Source organism: Aquabacterium commune, assembly GCF_004362855.1.
In the GTDB taxonomy this organism is placed as follows: Bacteria; Pseudomonadota; Gammaproteobacteria; order Burkholderiales; family Burkholderiaceae_C; genus Aquabacterium; species Aquabacterium commune.
Genome location: NZ_SNXW01000004.1, coordinates 280794 through 305409, shown reverse-complemented (window position 1 = coordinate 305409; position 24616 = coordinate 280794). Strand labels below are relative to the sequence as shown.

Below are 24616 nucleotides of genomic sequence, written 5' to 3'. Positions count from 1 at the left end.
CCGTCGTCGACGGCACCGTCCGCATAGACGACCTGGTCAAGCTTGCAGCCAAGGTTCGAGGTCGGGCACGGCGGCCTCGGGCGGGTTGCTGGTGTCGTCGCCGATCAGCCATTCCAGGATGGGCACCAGCACGAACAGCACCAAAAAGGGCAGGACGTACCAGGCGGCGTGGTCCTGGCCCATCAGCTGGGCCACCGGGCCCGTGGCCACGATGGCGGGGATCAGGGCTGGCAGCAGCCACAGGGGCTTCTTCGGGTCCCGGTAGGACGTGGCCATCGGGTCGGGCAGCACAGCGCTCTACACATCCACCGCCGCGAACTGGGTCTCTACATCGCCACCATCGCACCCAATCTCGCCCAGGCTGCGCTGCTCGCCATCCTCGTGCTGGTGCCGATGACCTTCCCTTCCGGTACCTGATCCCCACCCGAAGCCATGCCATCGGGCTGCGCGAAGCCATGTCTATCTCTCCACTTTATTACTTCGTCGAGATGGGCTACGGCATCCTGCTTCAGGGCGCGGGATGGGACATCCTGTGGGTTTGGCGCTGCTGCTTGGCATGGCGATCTTCGGGTTGGGCGTGTGGCGATTCAAGCGTCAGTTTTGATTCGTAAACCAGTCATGTCTCGACCGTGGGTCACGCGCTGCCTCCCAAGTCTGCAGTCCCCACGGGAAACAGGAAGCGCCCAATGCACGCCAGCTTATTGTCCAGGCGCAACTGCACCGAGACCGTTGTGATACGTCGTCCCGCCCGCACAATGTGGGGCACCGCGCAAATCGTGCCGGCGAAAGCCGGTCGCAAGTAATCGAAGGTAAGCGTCGAGCAAGCAGGTAACTCGACCCGCGCCAGGGATCGTGCAAGATGGGTAGCCGCGACCACTTCTCCAAAGCTGGCAAGTACACCACCATGGAAGGTCCGGATCAGGGGATTGCCGACATGATTTTCGCAAAAGTCCATGAGGTAGCGTGTCTCGCCCTCAACGACCTCCTCCCGCATACCCAGAAACCGATGGAAGGGCACCGCCGGCACGAGGACCATTGCTGCCTCTGCACAATCTGTCATTGATTTAACCACCCTCGTCATGCCGCACTCCTGTCCGTCGTATCGAAAGCCGGTCCTAACGTATCGATGGCAAAGGATCCCGTCACCGTGGCAAGCGGCATCTCGTCACCCGCCGCATAAGCCCGGCCGGAGACAAAGGCCACGCTGTCTGTCCAGCCGATGCATTCGACCACCGCGCGCAGGCCGCTGCCCGCCGGAATGGCACGAAGGTAATCGACGCGCAGGTCAATGGTGGCGATAGGCCTGAGCGAGCGTAGCGCGGAGAAAATCGCCAGTCCACACGTCGTGTCAAGCAGGGTCACGAGTGTGCCCCGATGCAACGCTCCAAGGCCGTCGGCCAGAGCCTCAGAAAACGGCATCACCATCTCCGCCTTGGCGTCGGCCACCGCCACCACGTCGACGCCGAGGGCGTTGAACAGTGGATGCTGACTGCCGAAAAAAGCTTTTGCCATGGCAGCTTGGTCCAGTTGCGGCTTCATATGCGACATGCCTGCTCCTCAATTTGCACTGTAAATGTGTTCACTCAATAGATCAGAGCAGCGTCGATATAGCGACGCTCCGCCGCCCGTACGGCTTGCAGGGCATCTGCGAGCAATTTCGTAGGGAAGCATTCACTCTCGGAGCCTGCTTTCAGCGCCAGCGCCAGCGATGTCCAGCATGCGGCACAGTCTGTCATAAGCTGCGGCAGTTGCAGATCGCTGATGCGTGGATCAGCCGATGCGGCTTCGTTCAGAAATTCTGCGTACATTTTGCGAAAACCGCCGCCGCCCGTGCCGCGCCGTTCGATGATTTGATAAGCAAAACGCGTCGTCCAGCGCCAGTCGCCCTCGCGTTCCCAGCGACCAAGATCGGCCAGCCAGGTATCGAGCGCGGCCACGCCGGCATAAGGTCCGCCCTCCAGCAGTAAACGTGCGTTGTGGCGTATGGCTTCAGCCACCCGCTCGACCGAAAGCCGCGCATGAATGGCGGGAGGCGCGAACAAGTTGCCAGCATGAAAAAAAGGAGGCAGTTCCGCGAAGCGGGCACGGGCCAGATCGGAACGTGCCACCGGGATGGGCGCGGGGCGCTCGGTATCGGTCACCAGAATGCAGCCGTCCGCCGGTTGGCGCTGCCAGGCAACGATGGCGTGGCCGGGAAAATGCGTCCGGCTGGTAAAGTACGGCAAGTGAAAAATATCGGTCAGGAGCAGGGCTGGGCGCCCCTGGTCGAGCAAGCCATCCAGCGCCTGCGCGCCCTCCTCGACGGAGCTGTAACTTGTCCAGGCGAACGGTACGTCCAGCGCCTGGAATACCCGCTCCTCATATCCCAGCGAGCGCACATGGACCAGAAAAGGTACCGGGGCATCAGGCAGCGTCAGGTATGTGATGCCCAGCCCCGAGCCCAGCCCAAAACACATGGCCTCGGTCAGCGTCGTGCCATGGAACTCAAGCAAGTCCCGGATGGCCGAACTCCCGCAATGGCGGCCGGACCGATGGGGAATGTCGGGGGCCTGTGCCATATCTGCTGTGTGTAATGTCACTATCGACTTACCCTTCTTAAAGAATGATGAATGAACTTGGGCTCATATCGCTCCGTCGCAATTTGCGTTGCCGTAACCATTGGCCCATCCCATTACCCAAAAACGTTTCAGGTCAGGCTGGTGACCTCAGAACTTGCTTGAGTCAAGCCTGCACCAGAACCCGTTCACCTAACTGTACCCGAGGCCTTCACCAAACCGATCATACGAGCCTTTCTGGACAGGCCCCAGATCCATTTCACTGGATCGCCCCTGCCCAGCTAACACCTATGACTCTCACATTGAAGGCCAATAGGAGGTGTCATGAGCAAACTACGTTACACCCCAAAATTCAATCTTGAAGCGGTCAAGCAGGTCACAGAGTCTGCTGCGGCAGGTTACTGGTGGGCACTTCGCGTAACCCAATTTCCCAAAGCGCAGGAGGCCCATTCGCCCCAGGCCTTGAGATTGTTCGGCCCGGCGGCCTCATTGCGGTACCCGCTCTGGCCGCCCGCCGCAGCGCAGGCTGACCCTGGCACGCTGCAAAACGCCCGCCTGGGCACCATGCGCGCGCATCTTGCCCCTCATGTCGGCGCGCCTTGCGCCACCAACCACACCAATGTTTTGGCGTTGTAGGCCACGCACTTGAGCGTGATCGCCAGCTCGTTTCTGGCCAGCGTCATGGCCCGAACCACTTTGCCACCCAGCTGCTCCAGCCCGGCAAACACATGTTCGACGCGGGACCTTGTCTTGTTGATGCTGCGGTTGCGCGCGCCCAGCCGCTGTCGGGCTTTCTGGCCTGGCTTGGCTCGCCGGGCGATACCGTCGCCCAACTGGTGTCGGGCCAGCAATTCACGGTTGGCCTGCGCGTCATAACCCCGGTCTGCCAACACGCGTCCTCGGGTGTTGCCCGCGTCTAGCACCTCCCCCAGCGATTGACCATCGTCCACATTGGCTGGCGTCACCACGATGCGGCGAATCAGCTTCCAGCGTGCGTCCACGTTGCTGTGCACCTTGTAGCCATAAAAGCTCTTGCCATGCTTCTTGGTCCAGCGCGCATCTCGGTCGGTGTGCTGCAACCGCTTCGTGCTCCAACCCTCAGGTGCCTGGCCTTCGTTGAGCGCCTGGCGCTCTTCGCTGAGGGCCTGCGTGATGGGCGCTTGCACGATACTGGCATCCACAATCTGCCCGCCACGCGGGAGGTAGTCCTGCTGCTGCAACTGCTGGCTCACCGCAGCGAAGATGACCCGTCCACCCAGACCGCCCTTGGCCAGGCGTTGCTTGAAGCTCCACAGCGTGCGCGCATCGGGAATGTGGAGCTGGCCGTCGACGCGGCAAAACCGCTGAAAGCTCATGCGGTCGAGCATCTGGTGCTCGCACTCCTCATCGCTGAGGTTGTACAGCGCCTGCAGGAACTCCATTCGCACCATGACCTCGCTGGCGTAGGGCGGTCGACCGCCCTTGCTGCGCTCTGCACGTGGGCACGCCGTCTCAACCGATTGGGCCACTGCACTGAAGTCGATCAGTCCATCCATCGCCGCCAGGTTGGCAACGTAGCTGCCCAACTTGGCTTGCCGATGTGCCTGCACAAACAAGTCGGTGTCGGGCGGGTCTTGAAAGAAGACCGATGGCTTGATGCGCGGTGTGACCATGATCAGCATCTTGCCGCGTCAGCTAGCGCGGCGCCAGTGGGTTTCAAGAAGTGCCCTGGTAAGTCACCAAGACCAATTCCCCTAGAAGAATAAGGAGATTGCCTACCTTCTGATAGATAGATAAACTTAGCAACCTGTCCACAACACAAAAGACACTCCATTCGACTTTTCCAACCTGAAGAAATACCTCGCCTTGCTGCTGGCGCTCCAGCAGCCATGAAAGGCTTCCAAGAAATGGACAAGGCAGCACTGGCAGAGGGCGCCATCTCAAAGAAACACAAAGAGTTGATCGCAATCGCTGTGGCACTTACCACGCAGTGCGGCTACTGTCTGGAGGTTCATCGCAAGGCAGCAGTTGCTGCTGGTGCCAACGAGCAAGAACTGGCTCAGGCAACCTTCGTGGCCGTAGCACTACGTGCTGGCGCTGCTCTCACCCATGGCACGCATCTGATAACCGACCCTGCGTGAATTCACAAACCCATGAACCCATGAACCCATAAATCATGAAAATCTACGACTTTGAAGGCTTTCCCAACCCCGCCCGTGTGCGCATTGCCCTTGCCGAAAAAGGCGCCACTGACAAGATGCAATTTGTGCATGTCGACGTTTTGAAGGGCGAGCACCGCCTGCCCGGCTTTTTGGCGATGAATCCCAACGCTACCGTGCCTGTGCTGGAATTGGGCGACGGCACCACCATCAGCGAATGCACGGCCATTACTGAGTACATCGACCATGCATTCGACGGCATTTCGCTGACTGGCACGACCGCCAAGGACCGCGCGGTGATCCACATGATGCAGTGCCGCGCCGAACAGGGCGTGATGGACGCCGTGGGTACCTACTTCCACCATGCCACACCCGGCCTTGGTGCGCTGGAGCTGTACCAGAACAAAGAATGGGGTTTGAAGCAGCGTGAGCGTGCCATCGCCGGCATGCGCTATTTCGACAGCGTGCTGGCAACGCAGCCCTTTGCAGCCGGCCAGCACTTCTCAGTCGCCGATATCACTTTGTTCGTGGGCCTGAATTTTGCTGACTTCGCCAAGATCGAGTTGCCTGCGGACTTGCCTCATCTGAAGGCGTGGCGCGCTCGTATGGCCCAGCGCCCCAGCATGGGTGGCTGATTCGAACAGTCTCAACTGCCTTCACCTGACCACCCAAACGGAGTACCGATGGACCTCATCAACGCCCAGTTCGACCAACGGGTGCTACTGCATGGTGCCGACCTGCCCTGGGTGGACTCCCCTGTGGCAGGTGTACAGCGCAGAATGCTCGACCGCATAGGCGGTGAGGTTGCCCGAGCAACCTCCATCGTGCGCTACGCACCCGGCAGCCATTTCAGCCCGCACACCCACCACGGTGGTGAAGAGTTCCTGGTGCTTGACGGGGTCTTCCAGGACGAGCGCGGCGACTACCCTGCCGGCAGCTATATCCGCAACCCGCCCACCACACGACACACGCCAGGCTCCGAGACCGGTTGCGTGATCTTCGTGAAGCTGTGGCAGTTCGACCCGGCGGACCGCACCCCGGAGGTGATCGACACCAACAAGATCGGCCGTGTGGACGACGCCACCCGCCCCGGCGTGGCGGTGACGCCCTTGTTCGAGGACGAGCGCGAAACTGTGAGCCTGGAGACCTGGCTACCCGGCACACGGCTTGACGCCGTGATGCCTGACGGCGCGGAACTGCTGGTGCTGTCCGGCGGCTTCACAGAGGGCGCAGACGAACTGCGAGCCTGGTCTTGGTTGCGCGTCCCTCGAGGGGGGCGACTCACCGCCATCGCTGGGGCGCAAGGCACCACCGTCTGGGTCAAAACGCGCCACCTGAGCTTGGTGCAAGTCCCACCTTCGGCTTGACTAGCACTTGGCAAAGCGATATCGCAAAAATATGTACGGTTGAGACAACGGTACCATGGCTAACAAACGTACCGAACTGCAAACCCTGGCGCAGGCCATCGTCCAGCGATCGGGCTTGCGCGAACTGAGTTTTCGCCAACTCGCCGAACAGACGGGCGTCAAGTCGTCTAGCGTGCACTACTACTTTCCGGAAAAGCACGACCTCACCGCCGTGCTGATCACCAGCTACAGCGAGGCCTTCGCGCAGCGCTTGACAGCCATTGCCAACAAGCCTACAGCCTTAAAACGCAAGCTGTCAGCCTTTATTGACCTATTTGAAGAAGCTGCTCAGGACGACAAGCTGTGCCTGTGCGGCATGTTGGCCGCCGAGTTGTCCTCACTCGACGAGCACTGCCGCAGCCTCTTGAGCGGCTTCTTCAAACAGGCAGAAGCTTGGTTGGCCCAGATCCTGAAGCAACATAAGGGCGAACTGCTTAACCCCCTGCCCCCAAGCCGGTTGGCCGCCGTGATGATGTCCGGGCTGGAAGGCGCCTTGTTGCTGGACCGCGTGAACAGCGCTGGAGACCACTTGCATGCACAACGCCAACTGATCAACTCGTTTGCGGCCGGCACGGCAGTCTGAGACGGCACCACTTTCCGCGACAGGCTCACGCAGCAGCCCGGCTCGCCCACAAACGCCCGCCGGGACTGTCGACCATCCCGCAGCCCCCCATATCCCTTCGGCAAACGGACTGCGCGCCAAGACCGGGAGTGGCTTATTGCGCTTGAAGATGGCCAAGTTTTTCCCCTGACGCCAGAGATCCTTCGTAAGCAATGGGATGGACGCCCCCACCCGATGACGGCAGAGTGGCGCGTGTCGGCCACTTGAAACGGAAGGAGCGTCCACCATGCAGACACGACAATTGGCATCGACCTGGCCAAGAACGTATTCCAGGTCCACGGAGCGAACGAGCGCGGCAAGGCGGTGTTGCGCAAGCAGTTAAGGCGAGACCAGGTTGCCGCCTTCTTCGCGAACATGACGCCGTGCCTGATCGGCATGGAGGCTTGCGGCAGCGCTCACCACTGGGCTCGCAAGCTGCAGGAGCTTGAGCACACCGTGCGGCTCATGGCGCCTCAGTTTGTGAAGCCCTGTGCCTCTCCCAGCTTTCGGTACTTGGTCGAAATCGTCTGAAGCTTCTCGACAAAGGTGTGGGTAGGCGCGTAGCACGGCACGTCAACAGCTCGGTTGTCTGCCACTAATACGCCGCGTGCGCTTGCTGTATCCCACGCCCAGGACGAGATTGTCACCGGTCTGTTGGGTGCGGTGTCATCAAAGCCGAGCTCCAGCAAGATCCCGTCTTTGACACCTGCCAATGGGGCCGTGCGCGCTGCATAGGACAGGCGAATGCCACCGCTGCGCATCTTCTCGTCGTCGAAATCTTCATCACGCGCGACTTGAAAAATGCCCGGGATTCTGATTTTAGTGGCCAGCCAGTCATAGAAAGCCCGACGGGACGAGACATGAGCGACCTTGTTGTGATGGCGGCCGGTCTTGACCTCCAGCTCTTTGGGAGGCGCGATCCGGATGTCGATGTCCTCCGAGAATCGGTGGATGACACCGAAGCCCTTGGACAAGGATGTGCCGCCCTTGAGTTCGAAGTTGAACCCCTAAGTTCGCAGCCCCAAAAGGCAATGCATGATCCAGTAGTCCTTCCCGACCAATGTCGGATCAAGGCTTCGTTCGTCAGCGACCACGGCAAGCAGGTCGCCGAAGTCCTTGCGGTGATGCAGAAATTCAGGCACTCAGCCAACCTTTGGCTCGCTTGCGGGTCGCCACAGAGCCAAACGTCGAGAGCGCGCGTTTGAGCTTGTCGAGGTCAAACGAAGACAGCTTGCTCTGCGCTTGCCGCAAGACAGCATCGCGATCTTCAGCCAACTGCTCAAGGTTGTTGAGCAGATCGACAAACAAAAACTCCGGCGTGAGCTTTTTGGGGAAACGTGGTTTCACCCGGAAATCGAACTGCCGATTGCCCAGCTTGAACACACCATGCCGCTTGTGGTTGTAGACCAGTGTGCGGTTGTATAGCTGCGTGGTACCCAGGCCCACAGCGTTGTATGCCGAAGGCGAGAACACGAGGAAGTCACTGTCGCGAAGAAAGCTGCCAACCACCTCGGCATCCTCAGGCGGTACAGGACCGAAGCTGGACACCCTCGGCACGTAGTACATGCCCTGCGCCAATTTCTTCACAAGCCCCTCGGCGACCAACTCACGCACGTGACGGTCCACCGCATTGCTCATCTCTGCCAGATCCTCTCGCCGGTACACGCGCCCGGGGCGCAATAAGGCAGCCAGCCGTTCGGCGGCACCGCTTACCAGCATCCTCGATGGAGCAGAAACGCTTTCCACGATTGATTTCTCATTGAAATTTCATGCAATCTTAGGAGGAAATGGCGATCTTTGCAAGGCACCCAGCGTCGCCGGCCACGCTGTGTGCGGCGAGGCGGCTACCGCGAGGGGAAATCGCTGTCGACATCCAGATGACCAGCGCTTCCCGACGAGATAATGCAGCCACCAGTTGGGAGCAGATGAGCACGTCGTCAAGCACAGACCATTTGGGTAGCTAAGTGGGTAGCTAGACGCAAAAATCAGCAAAACTCAGACAAAAACATCAATAAATTCAACGCGCTAGAAAACTCATGAAACTCTCCACCTGGAACGTCAACTCCCTGTCCGTGCGCTTGCCCCAGTTGATCGATTGGCTGCAGGCCAACCCGGTCGATGCCCTGGTGCTGCAGGAAACCAAGCTCACCGACGACAAGTTCCCTCACGCCGAACTCGCAGCCATCGGCTACCACGCCCAATGGTTTGGCCAGCGCACCTACAACGGCGTGGCCCTGCTGACGCGCGAGGCCCCCACGGACACCGTGCGCAACATCCCCGGTTTCGAAGACGAGCAGGCCCGCGTCATCGCCGGCACCGTGTCGCATGCCACGCTGGGCAGCGTGCGCGTCATCGGCGGCTATTTCCCCAACGGCCAGGCGCCCGACAGCGACAAGTACATCTACAAAATGGGCTGGCTGGAAGCGCTGCAGGTCTGGCTGAAAGACGAGCTGAGCCGCCACCCGCACCTGGTGCTGATGGGCGACTTCAACATCGCACCCACCGACGCCGATGTCTTCGACCCGGTGGGCTGGCGGGACCAGATCCACTGCACCGTGCCCGAGCGCGAACACTTCCAGCGCTTGCTGGACCTGGGCCTGAGCGATGCCTTCCGCCTGTTCGAGCAGGCGCCGAAGTCATGGAGCTGGTGGGACTACCGCAACCTGGCCTTCCGCAAGAACCAGGGGCTGCGCATCGACCACATCCTCGTGAGCGGGGCGCTCAAGCCGCGCGTCAGCGCCTGCGTGATCGACAAGGAGCCGCGCAAGGCCGAACGCCCCAGCGACCACGCCCCGGTCATCGTGACGCTGGGCTGATCCGCGCCGCGTTCGCGACGCGCAGGCTCATGGCTGCAGCAGCTTGCGCACGGGCGCGGGCAGGCCCCAAGCGGCCAGATTTGCCACCTGGACCCAACGCCCTTGCTGGGTGACGATGCTGCTGGCGGCCTGCGAACCTGCCGCATCATGGCGCGCCTGCAAGGTCGGCGTCAGCACCGCGGCCTGGGCCTCGTCCAGCACCAGGCGCCGCGGGTGCAGCCACCAGTCGAGGTGCGTGAGCACGTGCTTGAGGCGGGGCTGGAGTTCCAGCGCCCCGGCCAGGGGCTCACCCAGCAAGGCCGCCATCGCCGCTTCGTCGTCCAGCAAAGGCAGGGTCCACAGGCCGGCCCACACGCCGGTGTCGGGCAACTGCTCCAGCCAGACCTGCTCGCCATCCGGCGCTTGGCGCACCAGCCACAACCACCAGTGCTCGCGCGTGCTGCGCTTGAGCTTGCGCTTCTTCACGGGCAGTCGCTCGGGCTCGTCCGTCGTGCGGGCCACGCACAGCTCGGTCCACGGGCAGGTCAGGCAGGCCGGCTTGCGCGGCGTGCACAAAGTGGCGCCCAGGTCCATCAGACCCTGGGTGTAGGACGGCATGTCCTCGGTGCGCTCGGGCAACACGGCCTGCGCGGCCTGCCACAAAGCGCGCTCGTGGGCGGCCACGGAGAGGTCGGCCTCCCAGCCCAGCACACGCGCCAGCACCCGCTTGACGTTGCCGTCCATGATGGAGATGCGCTGGCCAAAGCAGAACGCCGCCACCGCCGCGGCCGTGGAGGGGCCGATGCCCGGCAAGGTCTGCAAGGCATCGGCGTTGTCAGGGAAGCGGCCGCCATGTTCGGCCACCACGGCTTGCGCGCAGCGGTGCAGGTTGCGGGCGCGGCTGTAGTAGCCCAGCCCGCTCCACATCGCCAGCACCTCGTCGAGCGGCGCGGCAGCCAGGTCGGCCACCGCGGGAAAGCGCTGCAAAAAGCGCTCGTAGTAAGCCAGCACGGTGCTGACCTGCGTCTGCTGCAACATGATTTCCGACAGCCACACGCGGTAGGGGTCGCGGGTTTGCTGCCAGGGCAAGTGGTGGCGGCCTTCCAGGCGTTGCCAGGCCACCAGGCGCTCGGCCAGCACAGGCTGGCGCTGCTGCGCGGCCTGCTGCAGCTCGGGTGCAGACGCGGTGCTCACTGCGCGGAAGCGGGCAAGGACTCTGCCGTCGTTGCTGGCGTCGTTGCTGGCACAGCGACTGGCACCGTTGCCGACCTCGCGTCGGGCTCTGAAGCGAGCGACAGGTCCAGCGACAGCGCCTCCATGGCCGCTGCACTGACAAACAGCGCCGGCGGTGCCGATGCGGCAGTCTGCCCCGCGGCCTCTGCTGTCGGCTCACCCTCGGGCCAGGCTTGTTTGGCCAACTCCTCGACCAGGGTGCCCAGGCGGGTCTGCAGCTGCAGGGCGCGCTCGTCCTGTGCCTGCACTTCCTGCAAGCGCTTGTCGAGTTCACCCGATGCCGACTGGATGCGGTCCAGCGATTCGTAGCGGCGCTTGAAGTTGCGACGGCGCTCGCGCAACTGGCTGTCCACCTGCGCCGAGGCCGTCTTGTTCCACAGCTCGATGTCGTTGCTGACGGTCTCGAAGACCACGCGCAGGCGCGAGATCAACATGCGGCGGAACTGCTCCTGGAAGCCCGGCTGGGCCAGCCGGAAGGCCTGGCTGAGGCCCAGGTACTGCACATAGTTGCGCTCGATGAGCTGCAGGTCATCGGCGTAGCGGCGCACGTTCAGAGGGACATCGACCGCCAGGCTGAAGCCGAACTCGGCGTTCAGGCGCGCGAACGAGGCCACCAGCATCGCGTGGATTTCGTCGTTGCGCTGCTGGGCCTGCTCGATCAGGCTGCGCAAGCGCGTGCACAGCTCGATGAAGGCGCGTCGGGCGCCAATCGGCAGCCAGGAGCCACCCAGCACCTGCTGCAGCACATCGACCTCCTGGCGCAGGCGCTCGGAGGACAGGTCCTGCAAAGCGCTGCGCAGCATGCGCGCGTGGATGCTGCGCATGGCGTGCAGGCGTGCCGTGCACTGCTCGAACTCGGTGGCTTCAGCTTGCACGCGCTGGATCATCAGCTGCACCTTGCCTGCGCTCTTGCCACGCAGGCCGCGCAACTCCAGAAGTTGGTCGGCGTACAGGCCGCGCATTTCGCCGAAGCGGCGCGTGAGTTGGCGCTGGAGCTGGCGGGCCCCCCCCACGGCGGCCTCGGCGAGCTTGTCGCGGCGCTTGGGCAGCAGGCCATCCGACAAGGCATCTTCGAAGGCGGCCAGGCGGCTGTCGGTCAAGCCCGCCGCATCGCCCTGCAGGCGTGCCGCCAAGGCCTGACGCGCCGAGATGGGGAAAACGTGCTCGGTCGGGATCTCCAGCGTCTGCGCGACGCTCTCGCACTGGCGGGTGATGACCTGGCGCACCTGGGCAGGCGTGCTCAGCGGGTCGGCCAGGGTGTCGATCTTGTTGAGCACCACGTAGCGCGCCAAGGCCGGGCCGCTGAGGTGGTCGCGCCAGATGTCGAGGTCGGACTTGGTGACACCCGTGTCGGCGCCCAGGATGAACACCGTGGCATCGGCTTGCGGCAGCAGGCCCAGCGTCAGCTCGGGCTCGGTGCCGATGGCGTTCAGGCCCGGCGTGTCCAGCACCACCAGGCCACGCTTGAGCAGCGGGTGCGGCAGGTTGATGCGGGCGTGGCGCCACACGGGCACCTCGATCAGGCCATCGGCCGCGGGCGGCGGGTTGTCTTCAGGGCGCTGCGGGTCCCAGAACCCCAGGCGCTCGGCCTCTTCGGTGCTGACACGGCGGGTGCGCATGACCTGGGCCAGTGCGTCGGCCATGGCGTCGGGGTCGGCCAGTTCGAGGGTGTGCCAGGTCCAGGCCGAGGGCTGGGCGCGGTACTCGGCCAGCGAGGGGGCTTCCAGGCGCGTCTCGATGGGCAGCAGCGACAGGCCCACCGGGTCTTCGGCGTCATAGCCCAGCTCGACCGGACACATCGTGGTGCGTCCCGCCGAGGCCGGCATCATGCGGCGGCCCTTGTCCGAGAAAAAGATGGCGTTGATGAGCTCCGACTTGCCGCGCGAGAACTCGGCCACGAAGGCCACCATCAGCTTCTCGCCCGACAACCTGCGCCGCATGGCCTCGAACCACTCGGCAGAGGCGTCGTCCAGCAGCTCATGCTCGCGTGCGAAACGCGCCAGGGCCGCCAGTTTGGCGTCCGTGCCGGCGCGCCATTGGCCGAAGGCGTCGAGGTGGCTGGCAAAGGTGGGGCTCATGGGTGCCATCGTAGCGCAAGGGGTGTGTTGCGGTTACATCTTCGTCCCCCCAGTTTGGGACAAAAGGTACATCTGTGCCGGCACCTGCAATGAATGGTGTCATCCGTGAGATGCCGCACAGACATCGGCCGCACACCCTCTCACCGCTTCTGGCAATGCCCGCAGAAAAACGTCGAGCGCTGGGCCTGCACGATGCGCCGCACCGGCTGCCCGCACACGCGGCAGCCCTCGCCTTCGCGTCCGTACACCTGCGTGGCCAGCTGGAAGTGGCCTTGCGCGCCATGGGCATCGCGGAAGTCGCGCAGGCTGGAACCACCGGCTTCCACCGCTTCTTGCAGCACCGCCCTCACCTCCTGCAGCAGGCGCGCGGCCCTGGGGCGGCTGAGCTTGCCTGCCGCCAGGCGCGGGTCGATGCGCGCACGGAACAAGGCTTCGCAAGCGTAGATGTTGCCCGCGCCCACCACGATGTCCCCCGCCAGCAAGGCCTGCTTGATGGCCACCTGGCGGCCACGCAAGCCCGCATGGAACACCTCGCGGGTGAGCGCCTCGTCGAAAGGCTCATGACCCAGCCCGGCCAGCAACTTGCCCGGCAAGCCGGCGTCCATGGCCGGACCCCAGACGACCGCGCCAAAACGCCGCGGGTCGGTCAGGCGCAGCACACCGCGGTCGGTGCCGAGCTCGAAATGGTCATGGGGGCCAGGCTCGCCCGGCTGCCACCGGAACGCCAGCGAACCCGACATCCCCAGGTGGATGAGCAGGCCGCCGGAGCGATCAGGCTTCTGCGACAACGACGGCAACGACGATGACGCCGGCATCGCCAAAGGCAGCCAGAGGTACTTGCCCCGACGCTGCACCCCCCCCACCTGCCCACCAACCAGCTCTTCGCCGTCCAGCCCCAAGGGCCAGCGCAGCGGTTTGCCCAGGTGCACCGACGTCACCGTGGCCCCCTCGATGCGGGTGGCGAAACTGCGACGCGTGACCTCGACTTCCGGCAATTCAGGCATGGGCCGATTATGGGTTGTCGCGACGTCCCTAGAATGGCATCAACACTTGGAGCTTCCATGCCTCGCTTTGCCGTCCTGAACGCGCCCCGCGCCACCCTGTCTGCCATCGCGCTCGCGGCCATGGTCGCGGGACACGCAGCCTGGGCAGCCCCTGTGGCCAAGCCGGCAACGCCTGCCCCGGCCGCATCCGCGCCGGTTGCAGAAGCCCCCGAGGCGCCCCGCGTGCCCGAGCAATCCAGCCTGGACGGGCAGCTGTTCTACCAGCTGCTGATCGCGGAAATCCAGGCCAACGGCGGCGATGCCGGCTCGGCCTACCAACTCTACCTGGACGCCGCCCGGCGCCACCAAAGCGGCCAGCTCTACCAACGCGCCGTCGAGATCGCCTTGCGCGCCCGCGCTGGCGAACAAGCCCTGTCGGCGGCCAAGGCCTGGCGCCAGGCCCTGCCGCAATCGCGCGATGCGGCCGAATTCACCTCTCAAATCCTCATCGTGCTGGGCCGCCCCGGCGAGCTGGCCGCGCCGCTGCGCGCCCTCATCCAGCTGACGCCCACACCTCAGCAACCCCAGGTGCTGGCCAACCTGCCGCGCAGCCTCGCCCGCCTGAGCGACCGGCAAGTGGCCGCCCAGGTCCTCGACGAAGCCACCCAGCCCTGGCGCCAGCCCCCGCTGGAGATGGCCGAAGCCTGGGCCGCATCCGGCGAAGCCTGGCTCATGGCCAAGCAGTTCCCCAAGGCCATGACCGCCACCCGCAAGGCCCTGGCCCTGCAGCCCGACCTGCTGACGGCCAACCTGCTGGCGGCCGACATGATCGGACAGCAACCTGACGCAGAAGCCCTGGTCAAGCAGCGCATGGGCCGCGCCGACGCGCCGCCGCTGCTGCGACTGGCTTACGCGCGCCGCCTGGCCTCCTCGCAGCGCTACGAAGAAGCAGCCACCCAGCTCGACGAACTGGTCAAGGTGCAGCCGGAGCAAACCGGCCACTGGATCCTGCTGGCTGCGGTGCGCCTTGAGCTGCGCCAGACCGACGCCGCCGAAGCCGCGCTCAAGCAAGTGCTGGCCCGCACCGAGCCGGCCGCTGCCACGCCTGCGCAGCCCGCGCAGTCCGCGCCAAACAGCAACGCTGGCAACACCGGCTCGACGGCCACGGTGTCGGGCGACCTCAACCTCGACAAGGACCGCGAGCAGGCCTACCTGCTGCTGGCCCAACTCGACGACCTCCGAGGCAAACGCGCCGAGGCCCTCCGGTGGCTGGAGCTGGCCGACCCGCGCCGCGAAAAAATGGCCGTGCAAAGCCAGCGCGCCCGCCTGCTGGCCCAGCAAGGCAAGGTGGCCGAAGCCCGTGCCCTGCTGCGCGGCCTGCCCGAGTCCGAACCTCGCGATGCCATCACCAAGGCCCAGGCCGAAGTCCAGCTGCTGCGCGACCTGGGCCAGTTGCCCGAGGCCTACAAGGTGCTGGAGCAAACCAGCGCCCGCTACCCCGACGACCACGAGCTGCAATACGACCAGGCCATGCTGGCCGAGAAGCTCAAGCGCTTCCAGGACATGGAGCGCCTGCTGCGCCGCGTGATCGAGCTCGCCCCGGACAACCCCAACGCCTACAACGCACTGGGCTACAGCCTGGCCGATCGCAAGGTGCAGCTGGACGAGGCACGTGCGCTGGTCGAAAAAGCCGCAGCGCTCAAGCCCGCCGACCCCTTCATCACCGACAGCCTGGGCTGGGTGGCCTTCCGCCAGGGACGGCTGGACGATGCCGTCAAGCTCTTGCGCGAGGCCTATACCGCACGGCCTGACACCGAGATCGGCGCTCACTTGGGCGAGGTGCTGTGGGCCCAGGGCCGCAAAGACGAGGCCCTGCGCGTGTGGCGGGAAAGCCAGACCCGCGACCGCGACAACGACACGCTCAAGGAAACCTTGCAACGCCTGGGAGCCGCCCTTTGAGCCTGGCTGCACGGTGGGCGCGGCACTCAAGTTGGGCGCTTGCCATGGGCATGGCGATGACGGTGGCGGGTTGCGCGAGCGCATGGCGCGCACCCAGCGCCGATGCGGCAAATGCGGCCGATGCCCAGACATCCGCCCAAACCCCCGCACCGCAAGCCGCCCCTGACATCGACCTGCAAGGCCAGATCAGCATCAAGCTCCTGGCGATGGACGACTTGCCCGCCAAGGGTGTCAGCCTCGGCTTCTTTTTCCACGGCCAGCCCGATGCCGGGCGCCTCGACCTCATGACCCCGCTGGGCAGCCAGATCGCGCAGGTCGGCTGGAGCACCACCGGCGCCTGGCTGCGCCGATCTGGCGGCAGCGGCGGCGATGCGCCCCCCGAATCCCGTTTCGGCAACGACCTCTCCGCCACAGCGAGCCCCGACGACGGGCTGGAACGCTTCGACAACATCGGTGCCCTGAGCGAGCGCGTGCTCGGCGAGGCCATCCCACTGCAAACGCTGATCCACTGGATGCAAGGTCGCGCCGACCCACAGCGCCCCAGCACCGCCGCGCCCGATGCCGAACTCGCCACGGGCACCTTCACCCAGGACGGCTGGCTGATCGACACCCGTGAATGGCCCCGCCGCCTCCAGGCACAGCGTGCCGCCAGCCCCGGCCTGCGTGGCATCCAACTCAAAATCCACCTCGACCGCTGACGCCCAGCGCCCGCTTTTTTGCTCGCCGCCATGCCCAGCCTGCACCACCTTCCCGCCCCGGCCAAGCTCAACCTGTTCCTGCACGTCACCGGCCGGCGCCCCGACGGCTACCACCTGCTGCAGTCCGTCTTTGTCCTGCTGGATTGGCACGACACCCTGCACATCGACACCCGCGCCGACGGCCAACTGCTGCGCCACGACCTCCACGTCGCCCTGCCGCCCGACGACCTCTGCCTGCGCGCCGCCCGCCTGCTGCAACGAGAAAGCGGCACGGCGCTGGGCTGCGACATCCGCATCCACAAGGCCGTGCCATGGGGTGCCGGCCTGGGCGGGGGCAGCTCCGACGCCGCCACCGTGCTGCTGGCCCTCAACCACCTGTGGGGCCTGCACTGGCCGGGCGAGCGCCTCGAAGCCCTGGCCCTGCAACTCGGCGCCGACGTGCCGTTTTTCGTGCGCGGCCTGCCCGCCTGGGTGGAAGGCGTTGGCGAGCAGATCACACCCATCGCCCTGCCGCCCGAGGTGTTGCACACCCCGCTGGCACTGCTGAAACCGCCCGCAGCCATCCCGACCGCGGCCATTTTTGGCAGCCCGTTGCTCAAGCGCGACACACCCCGTGCTACAGTCGCAGCCTTTCTTGCAGCGCCCATGCGCTTTGGTCACAACGACTTGCAGGTGCCGGCCCAGGCCTGGCGAGCGCCAACTTCCTCTGACGAGGACGCGGCGACCCCAGACACCCAGGCCAGCGACGGCAGAGGTGTGACCCACGCTTTGGGTGTCATGCAGGCTCGCTTCGGCAACAGCCGCATGACGGGATCTGGCAGCACAGTGTTCGCTTGGGTGGATGGCAACACCCCCCTCGACAACACGCTGAGCGCCGACGACGTCACCGCACTGGCAGAGGCAGGCCCGCATGGAGTTCACTGGGTCGGTCGCGTGTGTCGCGTGCTGCCGCAGCATCCTCTGCTGGACTTGGCTCCCCGCACTGCGGCGTGATCAAGACAGCCGAAGATTTTGCGCAACAGCTTGGCAAACACTCAAAAAACTGGCTATACTGTGAGGCTCTGATCAAGAGCAGCTTACAAGGTAAGCGAAGTGCAGAAAATGGCGCTGAAGCAGCAAGTGCTGAAACAGCAACATCGGACGCGGTTCGAAGACCTGTGTAGGGGAGTCGCCAAGTTGGTAAAGGCATCGGATTTTGATTCCGACATGCGAGGGTTCGAGTCCTTCCTCCCCTGCCAAATTTCAGACGGTCCAGTCTGAGCGCAACGCTGAAAGTGCTGCGCAAGAACTGACCGCCGCCTGCCCCAAGTCGGCCGCCATGGGCGATGTCCGCTGGCAAGCTCTGGCATATGCCACCGTGGCCCTGGGCCGCACCGGCAACCAGAACTGCATGCCAGATTCGCTGAGGGGCACGGTGAAGGGCAGATGACTTTTTCAGCCATCACTGACACGCCCGCCATGCTTTCCGACACCGTCCTGTTCACTGGCAACGCCAACCCGGCCCTCAGCCAGGAAATCGCCACCCACCTCGGCATTTCCCTGGGTCAGGCGGCCGTCGGTCGATTCTCGGACGGTGAAACCACGGTCGAAATCCAGCAGAACGTGCGCGGTCGCGAAGTCTTCGTGGTGCAGTCCACCTGCGCCCCGACCAACGACAACCTGATGGAACTGCTGATCATGGTCGATGCGCTCAAGCGCGCGTCCGCCCAGCGCATCACGGCCGTCATCCCCTACTTCGGCTACGCCCGCCAGGACCGCCGCCCGCGCTCCACCCGCGTGCCCATCTCGGCCCGCGTCGTGGCAGACCTGATGGAAACCGTGGGCGTCAACCGCGTCCTGACCATGGACCTGCACGCCGACCAGATCCAGGGCTTCTTCAACATCCCCGTTGACAACATCTACGCCTCGCCGGTGCTGCTGTCCGACCTGCAGGCCAAGAAGTACGAAGACCTCGTGGTGGTCTCGCCAGACGTCGGCGGCGTGGTGCGCGCCCGCGCCCTGGCCAAACAGCTGGGCTGTGACCTGGCCATCATCGACAAGCGCCGCCCCAAGGCCAATGTGTCGGAGGTGATGAACATCATCGGCGAGATCGACGGCCGCAACTGCGTGATCATGGACGACATGATCGACACCGCCGGCACCCTGGTGAAAGCCGCCGAAGTGCTGAAGGACCGTGGCGCCAAGAGCGTGTACGCCTACTGCACGCACGCCGTGTTCTCCGGCCCGGCCATCGAGCGCATCAAGGCATCGCACCTCGACGAGGTCGTGATCACCAACACCATCCCGCTGAGCGAGACGGCCAAGGGCACGCCCAAGATCCGCCAGCTCAGCACCGCTTTCCTGTTCGCCGAAACCATCCGTCGCATCACCGACGGCGACTCGGTGACCTCCCTCTTCTCGGAACAGAACAACAACTTCTGATCCGGATGTCCTGGCCGGCCTCTTCAGGGGCTGGCTTTTCAAAGCGCCTGGTCGCGGGCGCTATACCCACTTGGAGCACTCCATGAAATTCACCGCTTTCGAGCGCAATCTGCAGGGGACCGGAGCGAGCCGCCGCCTGCGCATCTCTGGCAAGACGCCTGGCATCGTTTACGGCGCCGGCAAAGAGCCGAAGAACATCGAAGTTGACCACAACGCGCTGTACCACGCCATGCGCAAGGAAGCCTTCCACTCCTCCATCCTCGAGATGGAACTGGACGGCACGGTCGAGAAGGTCCTGCTGCGCGACTACCAGAAGCACCCGTTCAAGCAGATCGTGCTGCACGTGGACTTCCAGCGCGTGGACGCCACCACCCGCATCCACAAGAAGGTGCCCGTGCACTTCGTGGGCGAGGCCGATGCACCTGCTGTCAAGATCGACAAGTGCATCATCAACCACGTCACCACCGAACTGGAAATCGAGTGCCTGGCCGAGCAGCTGCCTGAGTTCCTGACGCTGGACCTGAGCAAGGCCGTCAAGGGCCAGAGCTTCGGCGTGGAAGACCTGGGCCTGGCTTCGCACATCAAGCTGGTGACGCACGGCCGCAAGGCCCCGACGCTGGCCACCGTGGTCGAGCCGGTGGAAGAGGTGATTGCCGCTCCCGTGGCCGCCGCCGAACCCGCCAAGGGCAAGAAGGGCAAGAAGTAATTCTTGTCAGATGGGTGCTGTGGCCATGCCGCAGTGCCCGCAGTCAAGCCCCGCTTTGGCGGGGCTTTTCTTTTGGTGCGTCCACTCCCGATAATCCACGCCATCATGATCAGACTGTTTGTTGGCCTGGGCAACCCAGGCGCCGAGTACGAAGACACGCGCCACAACGCCGGCTTCTGGTACGTCGATGGCCTGGCGCGTCGCCTGGGCGTCTTCCTGCAGCCTGACCGGGCTTACCACGGCCTGGTCGCGCGGGCCAACACGCCGCAGGGGCCGGTGTGGCTGCTGCAGCCCCAGACCTACATGAATCTGTCGGGCAAGTCGGTGTCGGCGCTGGCGCGCTTCTTCAAGGTCAACCCCGACGAGGTGCTGGTCGCCCACGACGAGCTCGACCTGCTGCCGGGCCAGGTGAAGCTGAAAAAAGGCGGTGGCCATGCGGGGCACAACGGCTTGCGCGACATCCATGCGCAACTGGGCAGCCCAGATTACTGGCGCTTGCGCCTGGGCATCGGCCACCCTGGCGTCAAGCACGAGGTCGCGGCCTTCGTGCTGCGCAAGCCGCCACAGGCCGAGCGCGAAGCCATCTTCAAATGCATCGATCAGTGCCTGGACGCCACCGAGGCCTTCCTGCAAGGCGACATGGCCAAGGCCACCGCCACGGTCCATGCAGGCCCGCAACGGCCCAAACCTCCGCGCAAGGCGCCTGACACCCCCACAGGCGAACCGGCCTGAGCCCAACCCCCGACAAACACACAGAGAGGCCACCCCATGCACTGCCGCGATTTGCGCACATCCGTTGTTCTGGCCGCTGCGCTGCTGCTCGGCCAAGCCCAAGGCGCGAGGCCTTTGTCCACGCCCAGCGCATCGGACGACCTGCCAACCCAGGCGCCGGCCAAGACGGCCTACCGCTGCACATCGGCCCAAGGCACGGTGAGCTACAGCCAGCAGCCCTGTGCCTCTGGCACCGACGGTCGCCTCGTGCGCGCGCAGGACGATCGCACCGAGGCGCAACGCCAGCAGGCCGAGGCCAACATGCACCGTGACCAGGCCATGGCCCAGGATCAGGCCAGACAAGCGCGCCGGCAAGCCGACCATGCTGCGCACCCAGAACCTGCCAACCTCAGTGGCAAGGTCAGGCAGGTGGCCGTGGGGCAGCGCGAGGTGGACCGCCGCGGCGCGCCCACAGAATCACTGAAGCACAACCCCAGGCAGTTCCGGGCCAAGGCACCGCGCAAGGCAGCACGCAGCCCCTCGTCGGCCTCTGGCTAGACGTCCAGGGCGTTGCGCTCGCGCACCTGGGCACGCGCCAGGGCCTGCAGGCCCTCGTATTTGATGAGCAACTGCTCGCGGGTCTCGGTGTGCAGCGGGTCCACCGGGATGCACTCCACGGGGCAGACCTGCACGCACTGCGGCTCGTCGAAGTGGCCCACGCATTCCGTGCATTTGGCAGGGTCGATCACGTAGATGGTCTCGCCCATCGAGATCGCCTGGTTGGGGCACTCGGGCTCGCACACATCGCAGTTGATGCATTCGTCGGTGATCTTCAGGGACATGGCTGGCCTTGTTGCGCTCAGACCGCGCGTCGCGCCACGCGGGCGCTCAGGCGTTCGAGCACGCTGGGGGCCACGAACTTGGACACATCGCCGCCCAGCGAGGCAATTTCGCGCACGAAGGTGCCTGAGACGAACTGGTATTGATCGGACGGTGTGAGGAACACGGTCTCGACATCGGGCATGAGCTGGCGGTTCATGCCGGCCATCTGGAACTCGTACTCGAAGTCGCTGACGGCGCGCAGGCCGCGCACCACCACCTTGCCACCATGGTTCACCACAAAATCGCGCAACAGGCCCGAGAACGCGATGACCTCGACGTTCGGGTACTCGCTGGCCAGTTCCTTGGCCATGTCCAGGCGCTCTTCCAGCGAGAACATGGTCTTCTTGTGGTACCCCGCGGCCACCGCCAGGATGAGCTTGCCGAACAACTGGCTGGCGCGCCGCATCAGATCGGCGTGGCCGAGGGTCATGGGGTCGAAGGTGCCGGGATAGACCGCGGTCAGCACGGGAGGCGTGTTCAAGCGAGGCTCCAAGGGAGGTGTGCACACAGTGTACGGCTCAGGCAACCGACGCAGGTGCGGCATCGGCGGCATCCACACGCTGGAACAGGTGAAAGTGCACCGCACCGGCGTGGCCATGGCGGTGACAGCGCAGGCCCAGGGTGGCATCGTCGCCCATGGCCTGGGGCGCCTCGACGTAGACCCAGCCACCCGGCGCCACGCAACGCACGGCCGCTGCCAACGCGGGCTGGAAGAGCGCTTCGTCGAACGGTGGGTCGAGTAAGACCAGGTCGAAGGGCTGGGCTGTGGCTGCAGCAGTGAGGTTCACGCCGCCAGACCGCGCCATCCAGGCCAGGGCATCGGCCTGCACCACCTGCACCTGGGACGCTTTCAAGCGTTGCACCACAGTGCGCAAGGAAGCAACCAAGGCCGCGTCGCGCTCCAGCAGCACGGCCGAAGCCCCACGCGATGCGGCTTCCAGACCGAGGGCGCCGCTGCCCGCAAAAGCGTCCAGCACGCGCCAATCGCTCAGGTCCTGGCCCAGCCAGTTGAACAAGGTTTCGCGCACCCGCGAAGACGTCGGGCGCAGGCCCGCCGCCACGGGCACCGGCAGCGGCGTGCGCTTCCACTGGCCGCCGATGATGCGGACTTCCTGCGCCGCGGTGCGCGCCACGGACTGGGCGGCACGGACCTGGCGGTCGCGAACGTCGTCGGAGGGCTTCGGGGTCGTGCGGCGCATGGGGGACATCTGGAGGGTGGGCGGGATTGTACGAAGCCCCACGCCTACAATCCCAGGCATGTTCAGTTTCATCAAGAAAAAGCTCGGTTGGGGCAGCGCAGCAGACGAGGGCCAGGCTCCTGCGGATCAGGCGCAGCCTGCAGCGGCGCAAGCGCCTGCGCTCGCACCTGCCGCCGCACCTGTGGCCAAGCCCGAAGCTGCCCCGGTCGCAGCCCCGTCCCTGGCCCCACCAGCGCCGGCCACCGCAGGGCCTGCCCCGGCAGCCGCCCCCGAAGCGAGCCCTGGAACCGCGGCGGGCGCCCCCGAGCGCCGCTCCTGGCTGGACAAACTGCGCGCTGGCCTGCGCAAGACCGGCTCCAGCATCGCGCAGGTGTTCACGGGCACGCAGATCGACGACGCGCTCTATGAAGAGCTGGAAGAAGCGCTGCTCATGGCAGATGCCGGCGTGGCCGCCACCGAATTCCTGCTCACCGACCTCAAGCGCCGCGTGAAAGAAGCCAAGTCCACCGACCCGGTCCAAGTCAAGGGCTTGTTGGTCGAGGCCATCACCGAGTTGCTGCAGCCCCTGGAGAAGGGCCTGGAGGTTGGCACGCACACGCCCACCGTCATCATGGTGGCCGGCGTCAACGGCGCAGGCAAGACCACGACCATCGGCAAGCTCACGCGTCACCTGGCCGATGCGGGTCAGCGCGTGCTGCTGGCCGCGGCCGACACCTTCCGGGCTGCGGCGCGCGAGCAGTTGCTGGTCTGGGCCGACCGCAACCGCGTGGACATCGTCAGCCAGGAGGGTGGCGACCCGGCAGCCGTGACCTTCGACGCGGTGCAAGCGGGCCGCGCACGCGGCTGTGACGTCGTCATCGCCGACACGGCGGGCCGCCTGGCCACGCAATTGCACCTCATGGAAGAGTTGCGCAAGGTCAAGCGCGTCATCGGCAAGGCCATGGACACGGCACCGCACGAGGTGCTGCTGGTGGTCGATGGCAACACGGGCCAGAACGCGCTGTCGCAGGTCAAGGCCTTTGACGAGGCCCTGGGCCTCACGGGTCTGGTCGTCACCAAGCTGGACGGCACGGCCAAGGGTGGCGTGCTGGCGGCCATCGCGCTGTGGTCACGCCAGCGCCACAGCCCGGTGCCGGTGTACTTCATCGGTGTGGGCGAAAAGCTGGAAGACCTGCAGACCTTCCAGGCCCGCGAGTTCGCCCAAGCGCTGTTGAGCTGAACCCAGCACTGCCTGCCGGCAGCGCGCCATCGCACTCAAACCCGCTCGGCGCTGCGTGTGCCCAACGGCATGCGGCCGGAGTCGCCAGCGTCCAGGTCGTCGAACCAGGTCGATGGCGGCGGCTCTTTGCGGTCGTGGTCGGCGCCGGTGGCTTGCCATTCGTTGACGGGGTCGTCCATGGGGTCGTCGAGCACCACATCGATCGCACGTTCGTTCACCGACAGACCGCGCAACTCGCCTGCGCCTTGCATGGACGCCACCACCGCAGCCGCTTCGGCATCGCGGCGCGCCAGGTGGGCATCGGCGGCACCCGTGTGTCCGGCGCCCTGCACCGCAGACCCCAGGATGGCTTCACGCGCCACCACCGGCCCGGGCAAGGCCCCTTCCAGCCACACGTGCACCGGGATGCGGGCCCCCTGGAGCACACGGTCCATGCGGGCATGCCGCCGCTGGGCGCGTTCGTTTTCACGGGACAGCGGCTGGCGCACCTCCACCACGGCGACCACCTGGGAGGAAGCATCGCAGACCACCAGGTCGGCGCACAACGACCCGACGCGGCGCAGCCATTCGCTGTAGGAGTTGCGCGTGGGCACCTTGATGAAGCGGGCCACGGGCACCTGGGCCAGCACCATGTGATCGGGCAAGGCCTTGCGCAGCACGTGGTAGGCGTCGCGCTCGGCCGTGGTCAGCACGCGGGTGGAGAGGGGCTCCCAGTCCATCAGCGTGTCGAGCTGCTCGTCGCTCATGGGCTTGCTGCGTGGTTTGCGGCGCTGCGCCTCGCGATCCTCACGGGCATCACGCGCTTCACGGCCCACGCCCGCCGGAGCACCGCCACGGCTGCCGCCTCGGGGCGCAGGCGCCTGCGACTGGCGGTTGCGAACCCACCACCACGCACCTGCCAGGCCGGCAGTGCTCATGCCCGCCAACAACACGGGCCAGTTTGACACCACATCCATCTTCGGGCCTCTTTGAAACGCTTCGACCACAGAACCATGCGGGTGCAGCCACCCGCTTGACGCTGTTTTCGGCGCT

The 24616-nt window shown here is 65.1% G+C and carries 27 protein-coding genes, 1 tRNA gene and 2 pseudogenes; 16 read left to right on the top strand and 14 right to left on the bottom strand.

Annotated features, from left to right (window positions below; genetic code table 11):
* Positions 1-36 precede the first annotated feature (36 nt).
* The 4 genes from EV672_RS09730 to EV672_RS09715 form a co-directional block, all read right to left on the bottom strand.
* On the bottom strand, positions 37-276 hold the full coding sequence (locus EV672_RS09730; RefSeq protein WP_125245598.1) for a hypothetical protein: 240 nt from the start codon (positions 274-276) through the stop codon (positions 37-39).
* A 358-nt stretch (positions 277-634) separates the two neighbouring features.
* Positions 635-1081, bottom strand: coding sequence for a PaaI family thioesterase (locus EV672_RS09725; RefSeq protein WP_199758685.1), 447 nt, complete (start codon positions 1079-1081; stop codon positions 635-637).
* Positions 1078-1548 carry a PaaI family thioesterase gene (locus EV672_RS09720; RefSeq protein WP_199758686.1) on the bottom strand — a complete coding sequence of 157 codons (471 nt, stop codon included), beginning with the start codon at positions 1546-1548 and terminating at the stop codon, positions 1078-1080. Before EV672_RS09720 ends, EV672_RS09725 begins: the two co-directional genes overlap by 4 nt.
* 35 nt (positions 1549-1583) lie before the next feature.
* On the bottom strand, positions 1584-2558 hold the full coding sequence (locus EV672_RS09715) for a BtrH N-terminal domain-containing protein (RefSeq protein WP_125245599.1): 975 nt from the start codon (positions 2556-2558) through the stop codon (positions 1584-1586).
* 321 nt (positions 2559-2879) lie between these two features.
* On the opposite strand from EV672_RS09715, the gene EV672_RS09710 reads away from it, so the two are divergent.
* On the top strand, positions 2880-3191 hold the full coding sequence (locus EV672_RS09710; RefSeq protein ID WP_125245600.1) for a hypothetical protein: 312 nt from the start codon (positions 2880-2882) through the stop codon (positions 3189-3191).
* Here the strand turns inward: EV672_RS09710 and EV672_RS09705 are convergent.
* Positions 3140-4207: an IS5 family transposase gene (locus EV672_RS09705; protein WP_125245601.1), complete on the bottom strand. Its 1068-nt coding sequence runs from the start codon at positions 4205-4207 to the stop codon at positions 3140-3142. The two genes, EV672_RS09710 and EV672_RS09705, sit on opposite strands and share 52 nt — an antisense overlap.
* Positions 4208-4423: 216 nt before the next feature.
* On the opposite strand from EV672_RS09705, the gene EV672_RS09700 reads away from it, so the two are divergent.
* The 5 genes and pseudogenes from EV672_RS09700 to EV672_RS09680 all read left to right on the top strand — a co-directional run.
* Positions 4424-4675: a carboxymuconolactone decarboxylase family protein gene (locus EV672_RS09700; RefSeq protein WP_125245602.1), complete on the top strand. Its 252-nt coding sequence runs from the start codon at positions 4424-4426 to the stop codon at positions 4673-4675.
* Between the two features lie 35 nt (positions 4676-4710).
* Positions 4711-5328 carry a glutathione S-transferase family protein gene (locus tag EV672_RS09695; protein WP_125245603.1) on the top strand — a complete coding sequence of 206 codons (618 nt, stop codon included), beginning with the start codon at positions 4711-4713 and terminating at the stop codon, positions 5326-5328.
* Positions 5329-5376: 48 nt separating this feature from the next.
* Entirely contained in the window at positions 5377-6060 is a 684-nt protein-coding gene (locus EV672_RS09690; protein WP_125245604.1) for a cupin domain-containing protein, read from the top strand.
* A gap of 55 nt (positions 6061-6115) precedes the next feature.
* The gene (locus EV672_RS09685; RefSeq protein WP_125245605.1) at positions 6116-6682 is read left to right on the top strand and encodes a TetR/AcrR family transcriptional regulator; all 567 of its coding nucleotides are present in this window, start codon (positions 6116-6118) and stop codon (positions 6680-6682) included.
* Between the two features lie 279 nt (positions 6683-6961).
* Positions 6962-7189 (top strand): annotated as a pseudogene (locus tag EV672_RS09680) (IS110 family transposase); the annotation flags it as partial.
* On the opposite strand, the pseudogene EV672_RS09675 reads toward EV672_RS09680, so the two are convergent.
* Together EV672_RS09675 and EV672_RS09670 are read right to left on the bottom strand one after the other, a co-directional pair.
* Positions 7174-7686: pseudogene (locus tag EV672_RS09675) on the bottom strand (nucleotidyl transferase AbiEii/AbiGii toxin family protein); the annotation flags it as partial. The pseudogenes EV672_RS09680 and EV672_RS09675 overlap by 16 nt on opposite strands.
* 148 nt (positions 7687-7834) lie before the next feature.
* Positions 7835-8446: a hypothetical protein gene (locus tag EV672_RS09670; protein WP_230179362.1), complete on the bottom strand. Its 612-nt coding sequence runs from the start codon at positions 8444-8446 to the stop codon at positions 7835-7837.
* Between the two features lie 290 nt (positions 8447-8736).
* Between EV672_RS09670 and xth the strand changes: the two genes are divergently transcribed.
* Positions 8737-9516 (top strand): exodeoxyribonuclease III, encoded by a 780-nt coding sequence (xth, locus tag EV672_RS09665; RefSeq protein WP_133608662.1) that lies wholly within the window; start codon positions 8737-8739, stop codon positions 9514-9516.
* Between the two features lie 27 nt (positions 9517-9543).
* On the opposite strand, the gene mutY is transcribed toward xth, so the two are convergent.
* The 3 genes from mutY to mutM form a co-directional block, all read right to left on the bottom strand.
* The gene (mutY, locus tag EV672_RS09660) at positions 9544-10689 is read right to left on the bottom strand and encodes an A/G-specific adenine glycosylase (protein ID WP_243738613.1); all 1146 of its coding nucleotides are present in this window, start codon (positions 10687-10689) and stop codon (positions 9544-9546) included.
* Positions 10686-12806, bottom strand: coding sequence for a dynamin family protein (locus EV672_RS09655; RefSeq protein WP_243738612.1), 2121 nt, complete (start codon positions 12804-12806; stop codon positions 10686-10688). Before EV672_RS09655 ends, mutY begins: the two co-directional genes overlap by 4 nt.
* Positions 12807-12946: 140 nt before the next feature.
* A complete protein-coding gene (mutM, locus tag EV672_RS09650; protein WP_133608658.1) occupies positions 12947-13810 on the bottom strand; it encodes a bifunctional DNA-formamidopyrimidine glycosylase/DNA-(apurinic or apyrimidinic site) lyase in 864 nt (287 codons plus the stop codon).
* Between the two features lie 57 nt (positions 13811-13867).
* On the opposite strand from mutM, the gene EV672_RS09645 reads away from it, so the two are divergent.
* From EV672_RS09645 to EV672_RS09610, 8 genes are all read left to right on the top strand, one after another.
* Entirely contained in the window at positions 13868-15748 is a 1881-nt protein-coding gene (locus tag EV672_RS09645) for a tetratricopeptide repeat protein (RefSeq protein WP_166643520.1), read from the top strand.
* Between the two features lie 44 nt (positions 15749-15792).
* Positions 15793-16446, top strand: coding sequence for a lipoprotein insertase outer membrane protein LolB (locus EV672_RS09640; protein WP_133608654.1), 654 nt, complete (start codon positions 15793-15795; stop codon positions 16444-16446).
* Between the two features lie 30 nt (positions 16447-16476).
* A complete protein-coding gene (gene ispE, locus EV672_RS09635) occupies positions 16477-17439 on the top strand; it encodes a 4-(cytidine 5'-diphospho)-2-C-methyl-D-erythritol kinase (protein WP_133608652.1) in 963 nt (320 codons plus the stop codon).
* Between the two features lie 168 nt (positions 17440-17607).
* Positions 17608-17684: transfer RNA gene (locus tag EV672_RS09630), tRNA-Gln, on the top strand.
* A 220-nt stretch (positions 17685-17904) separates the two neighbouring features.
* Entirely contained in the window at positions 17905-18867 is a 963-nt protein-coding gene (locus EV672_RS09625; protein WP_133608704.1) for a ribose-phosphate pyrophosphokinase, read from the top strand.
* An 82-nt stretch (positions 18868-18949) separates the two neighbouring features.
* Complete coding sequence (locus EV672_RS09620) at positions 18950-19573, top strand: 50S ribosomal protein L25/general stress protein Ctc (protein ID WP_133608650.1); 624 nt, start codon at positions 18950-18952, stop codon at positions 19571-19573.
* 105 nt (positions 19574-19678) lie between these two features.
* The gene (gene pth, locus EV672_RS09615) at positions 19679-20305 is read left to right on the top strand and encodes an aminoacyl-tRNA hydrolase (RefSeq protein ID WP_133608648.1); all 627 of its coding nucleotides are present in this window, start codon (positions 19679-19681) and stop codon (positions 20303-20305) included.
* 36 nt (positions 20306-20341) lie between these two features.
* The gene (locus tag EV672_RS09610) at positions 20342-20842 is read left to right on the top strand and encodes a DUF4124 domain-containing protein (protein WP_133608646.1); all 501 of its coding nucleotides are present in this window, start codon (positions 20342-20344) and stop codon (positions 20840-20842) included.
* Here EV672_RS09610 and EV672_RS09605 read toward each other — a convergent pair.
* Genes EV672_RS09605 through rsmD form a run of 3 tightly spaced genes read right to left on the bottom strand, consistent with a single transcriptional unit; the run spans position 20839 to position 22365 of the window.
* A complete protein-coding gene (locus tag EV672_RS09605) occupies positions 20839-21126 on the bottom strand; it encodes a YfhL family 4Fe-4S dicluster ferredoxin (protein WP_133608644.1) in 288 nt (95 codons plus the stop codon). The genes EV672_RS09610 and EV672_RS09605 overlap by 4 nt on opposite strands.
* A gap of 17 nt (positions 21127-21143) precedes the next feature.
* On the bottom strand, positions 21144-21647 hold the full coding sequence (gene coaD / locus EV672_RS09600; protein WP_279536179.1) for a pantetheine-phosphate adenylyltransferase: 504 nt from the start codon (positions 21645-21647) through the stop codon (positions 21144-21146).
* Positions 21648-21684: 37 nt separating this feature from the next.
* Entirely contained in the window at positions 21685-22365 is a 681-nt protein-coding gene (rsmD, locus tag EV672_RS09595; protein ID WP_133608643.1) for a 16S rRNA (guanine(966)-N(2))-methyltransferase RsmD, read from the bottom strand.
* Between the two features lie 58 nt (positions 22366-22423).
* Here rsmD and ftsY point away from each other — a divergent pair, with 58 nt between their 5' ends.
* The gene (ftsY, locus tag EV672_RS09590) at positions 22424-23584 is read left to right on the top strand and encodes a signal recognition particle-docking protein FtsY (RefSeq protein ID WP_133608641.1); all 1161 of its coding nucleotides are present in this window, start codon (positions 22424-22426) and stop codon (positions 23582-23584) included.
* A 35-nt stretch (positions 23585-23619) separates the two neighbouring features.
* Here ftsY and EV672_RS09585 read toward each other — a convergent pair whose 3' ends face one another.
* Entirely contained in the window at positions 23620-24501 is an 882-nt protein-coding gene (locus EV672_RS09585) for a DUF2726 domain-containing protein (protein WP_166643519.1), read from the bottom strand.
* Between the last annotated feature and the right edge of the window lie 115 nt (positions 24502-24616).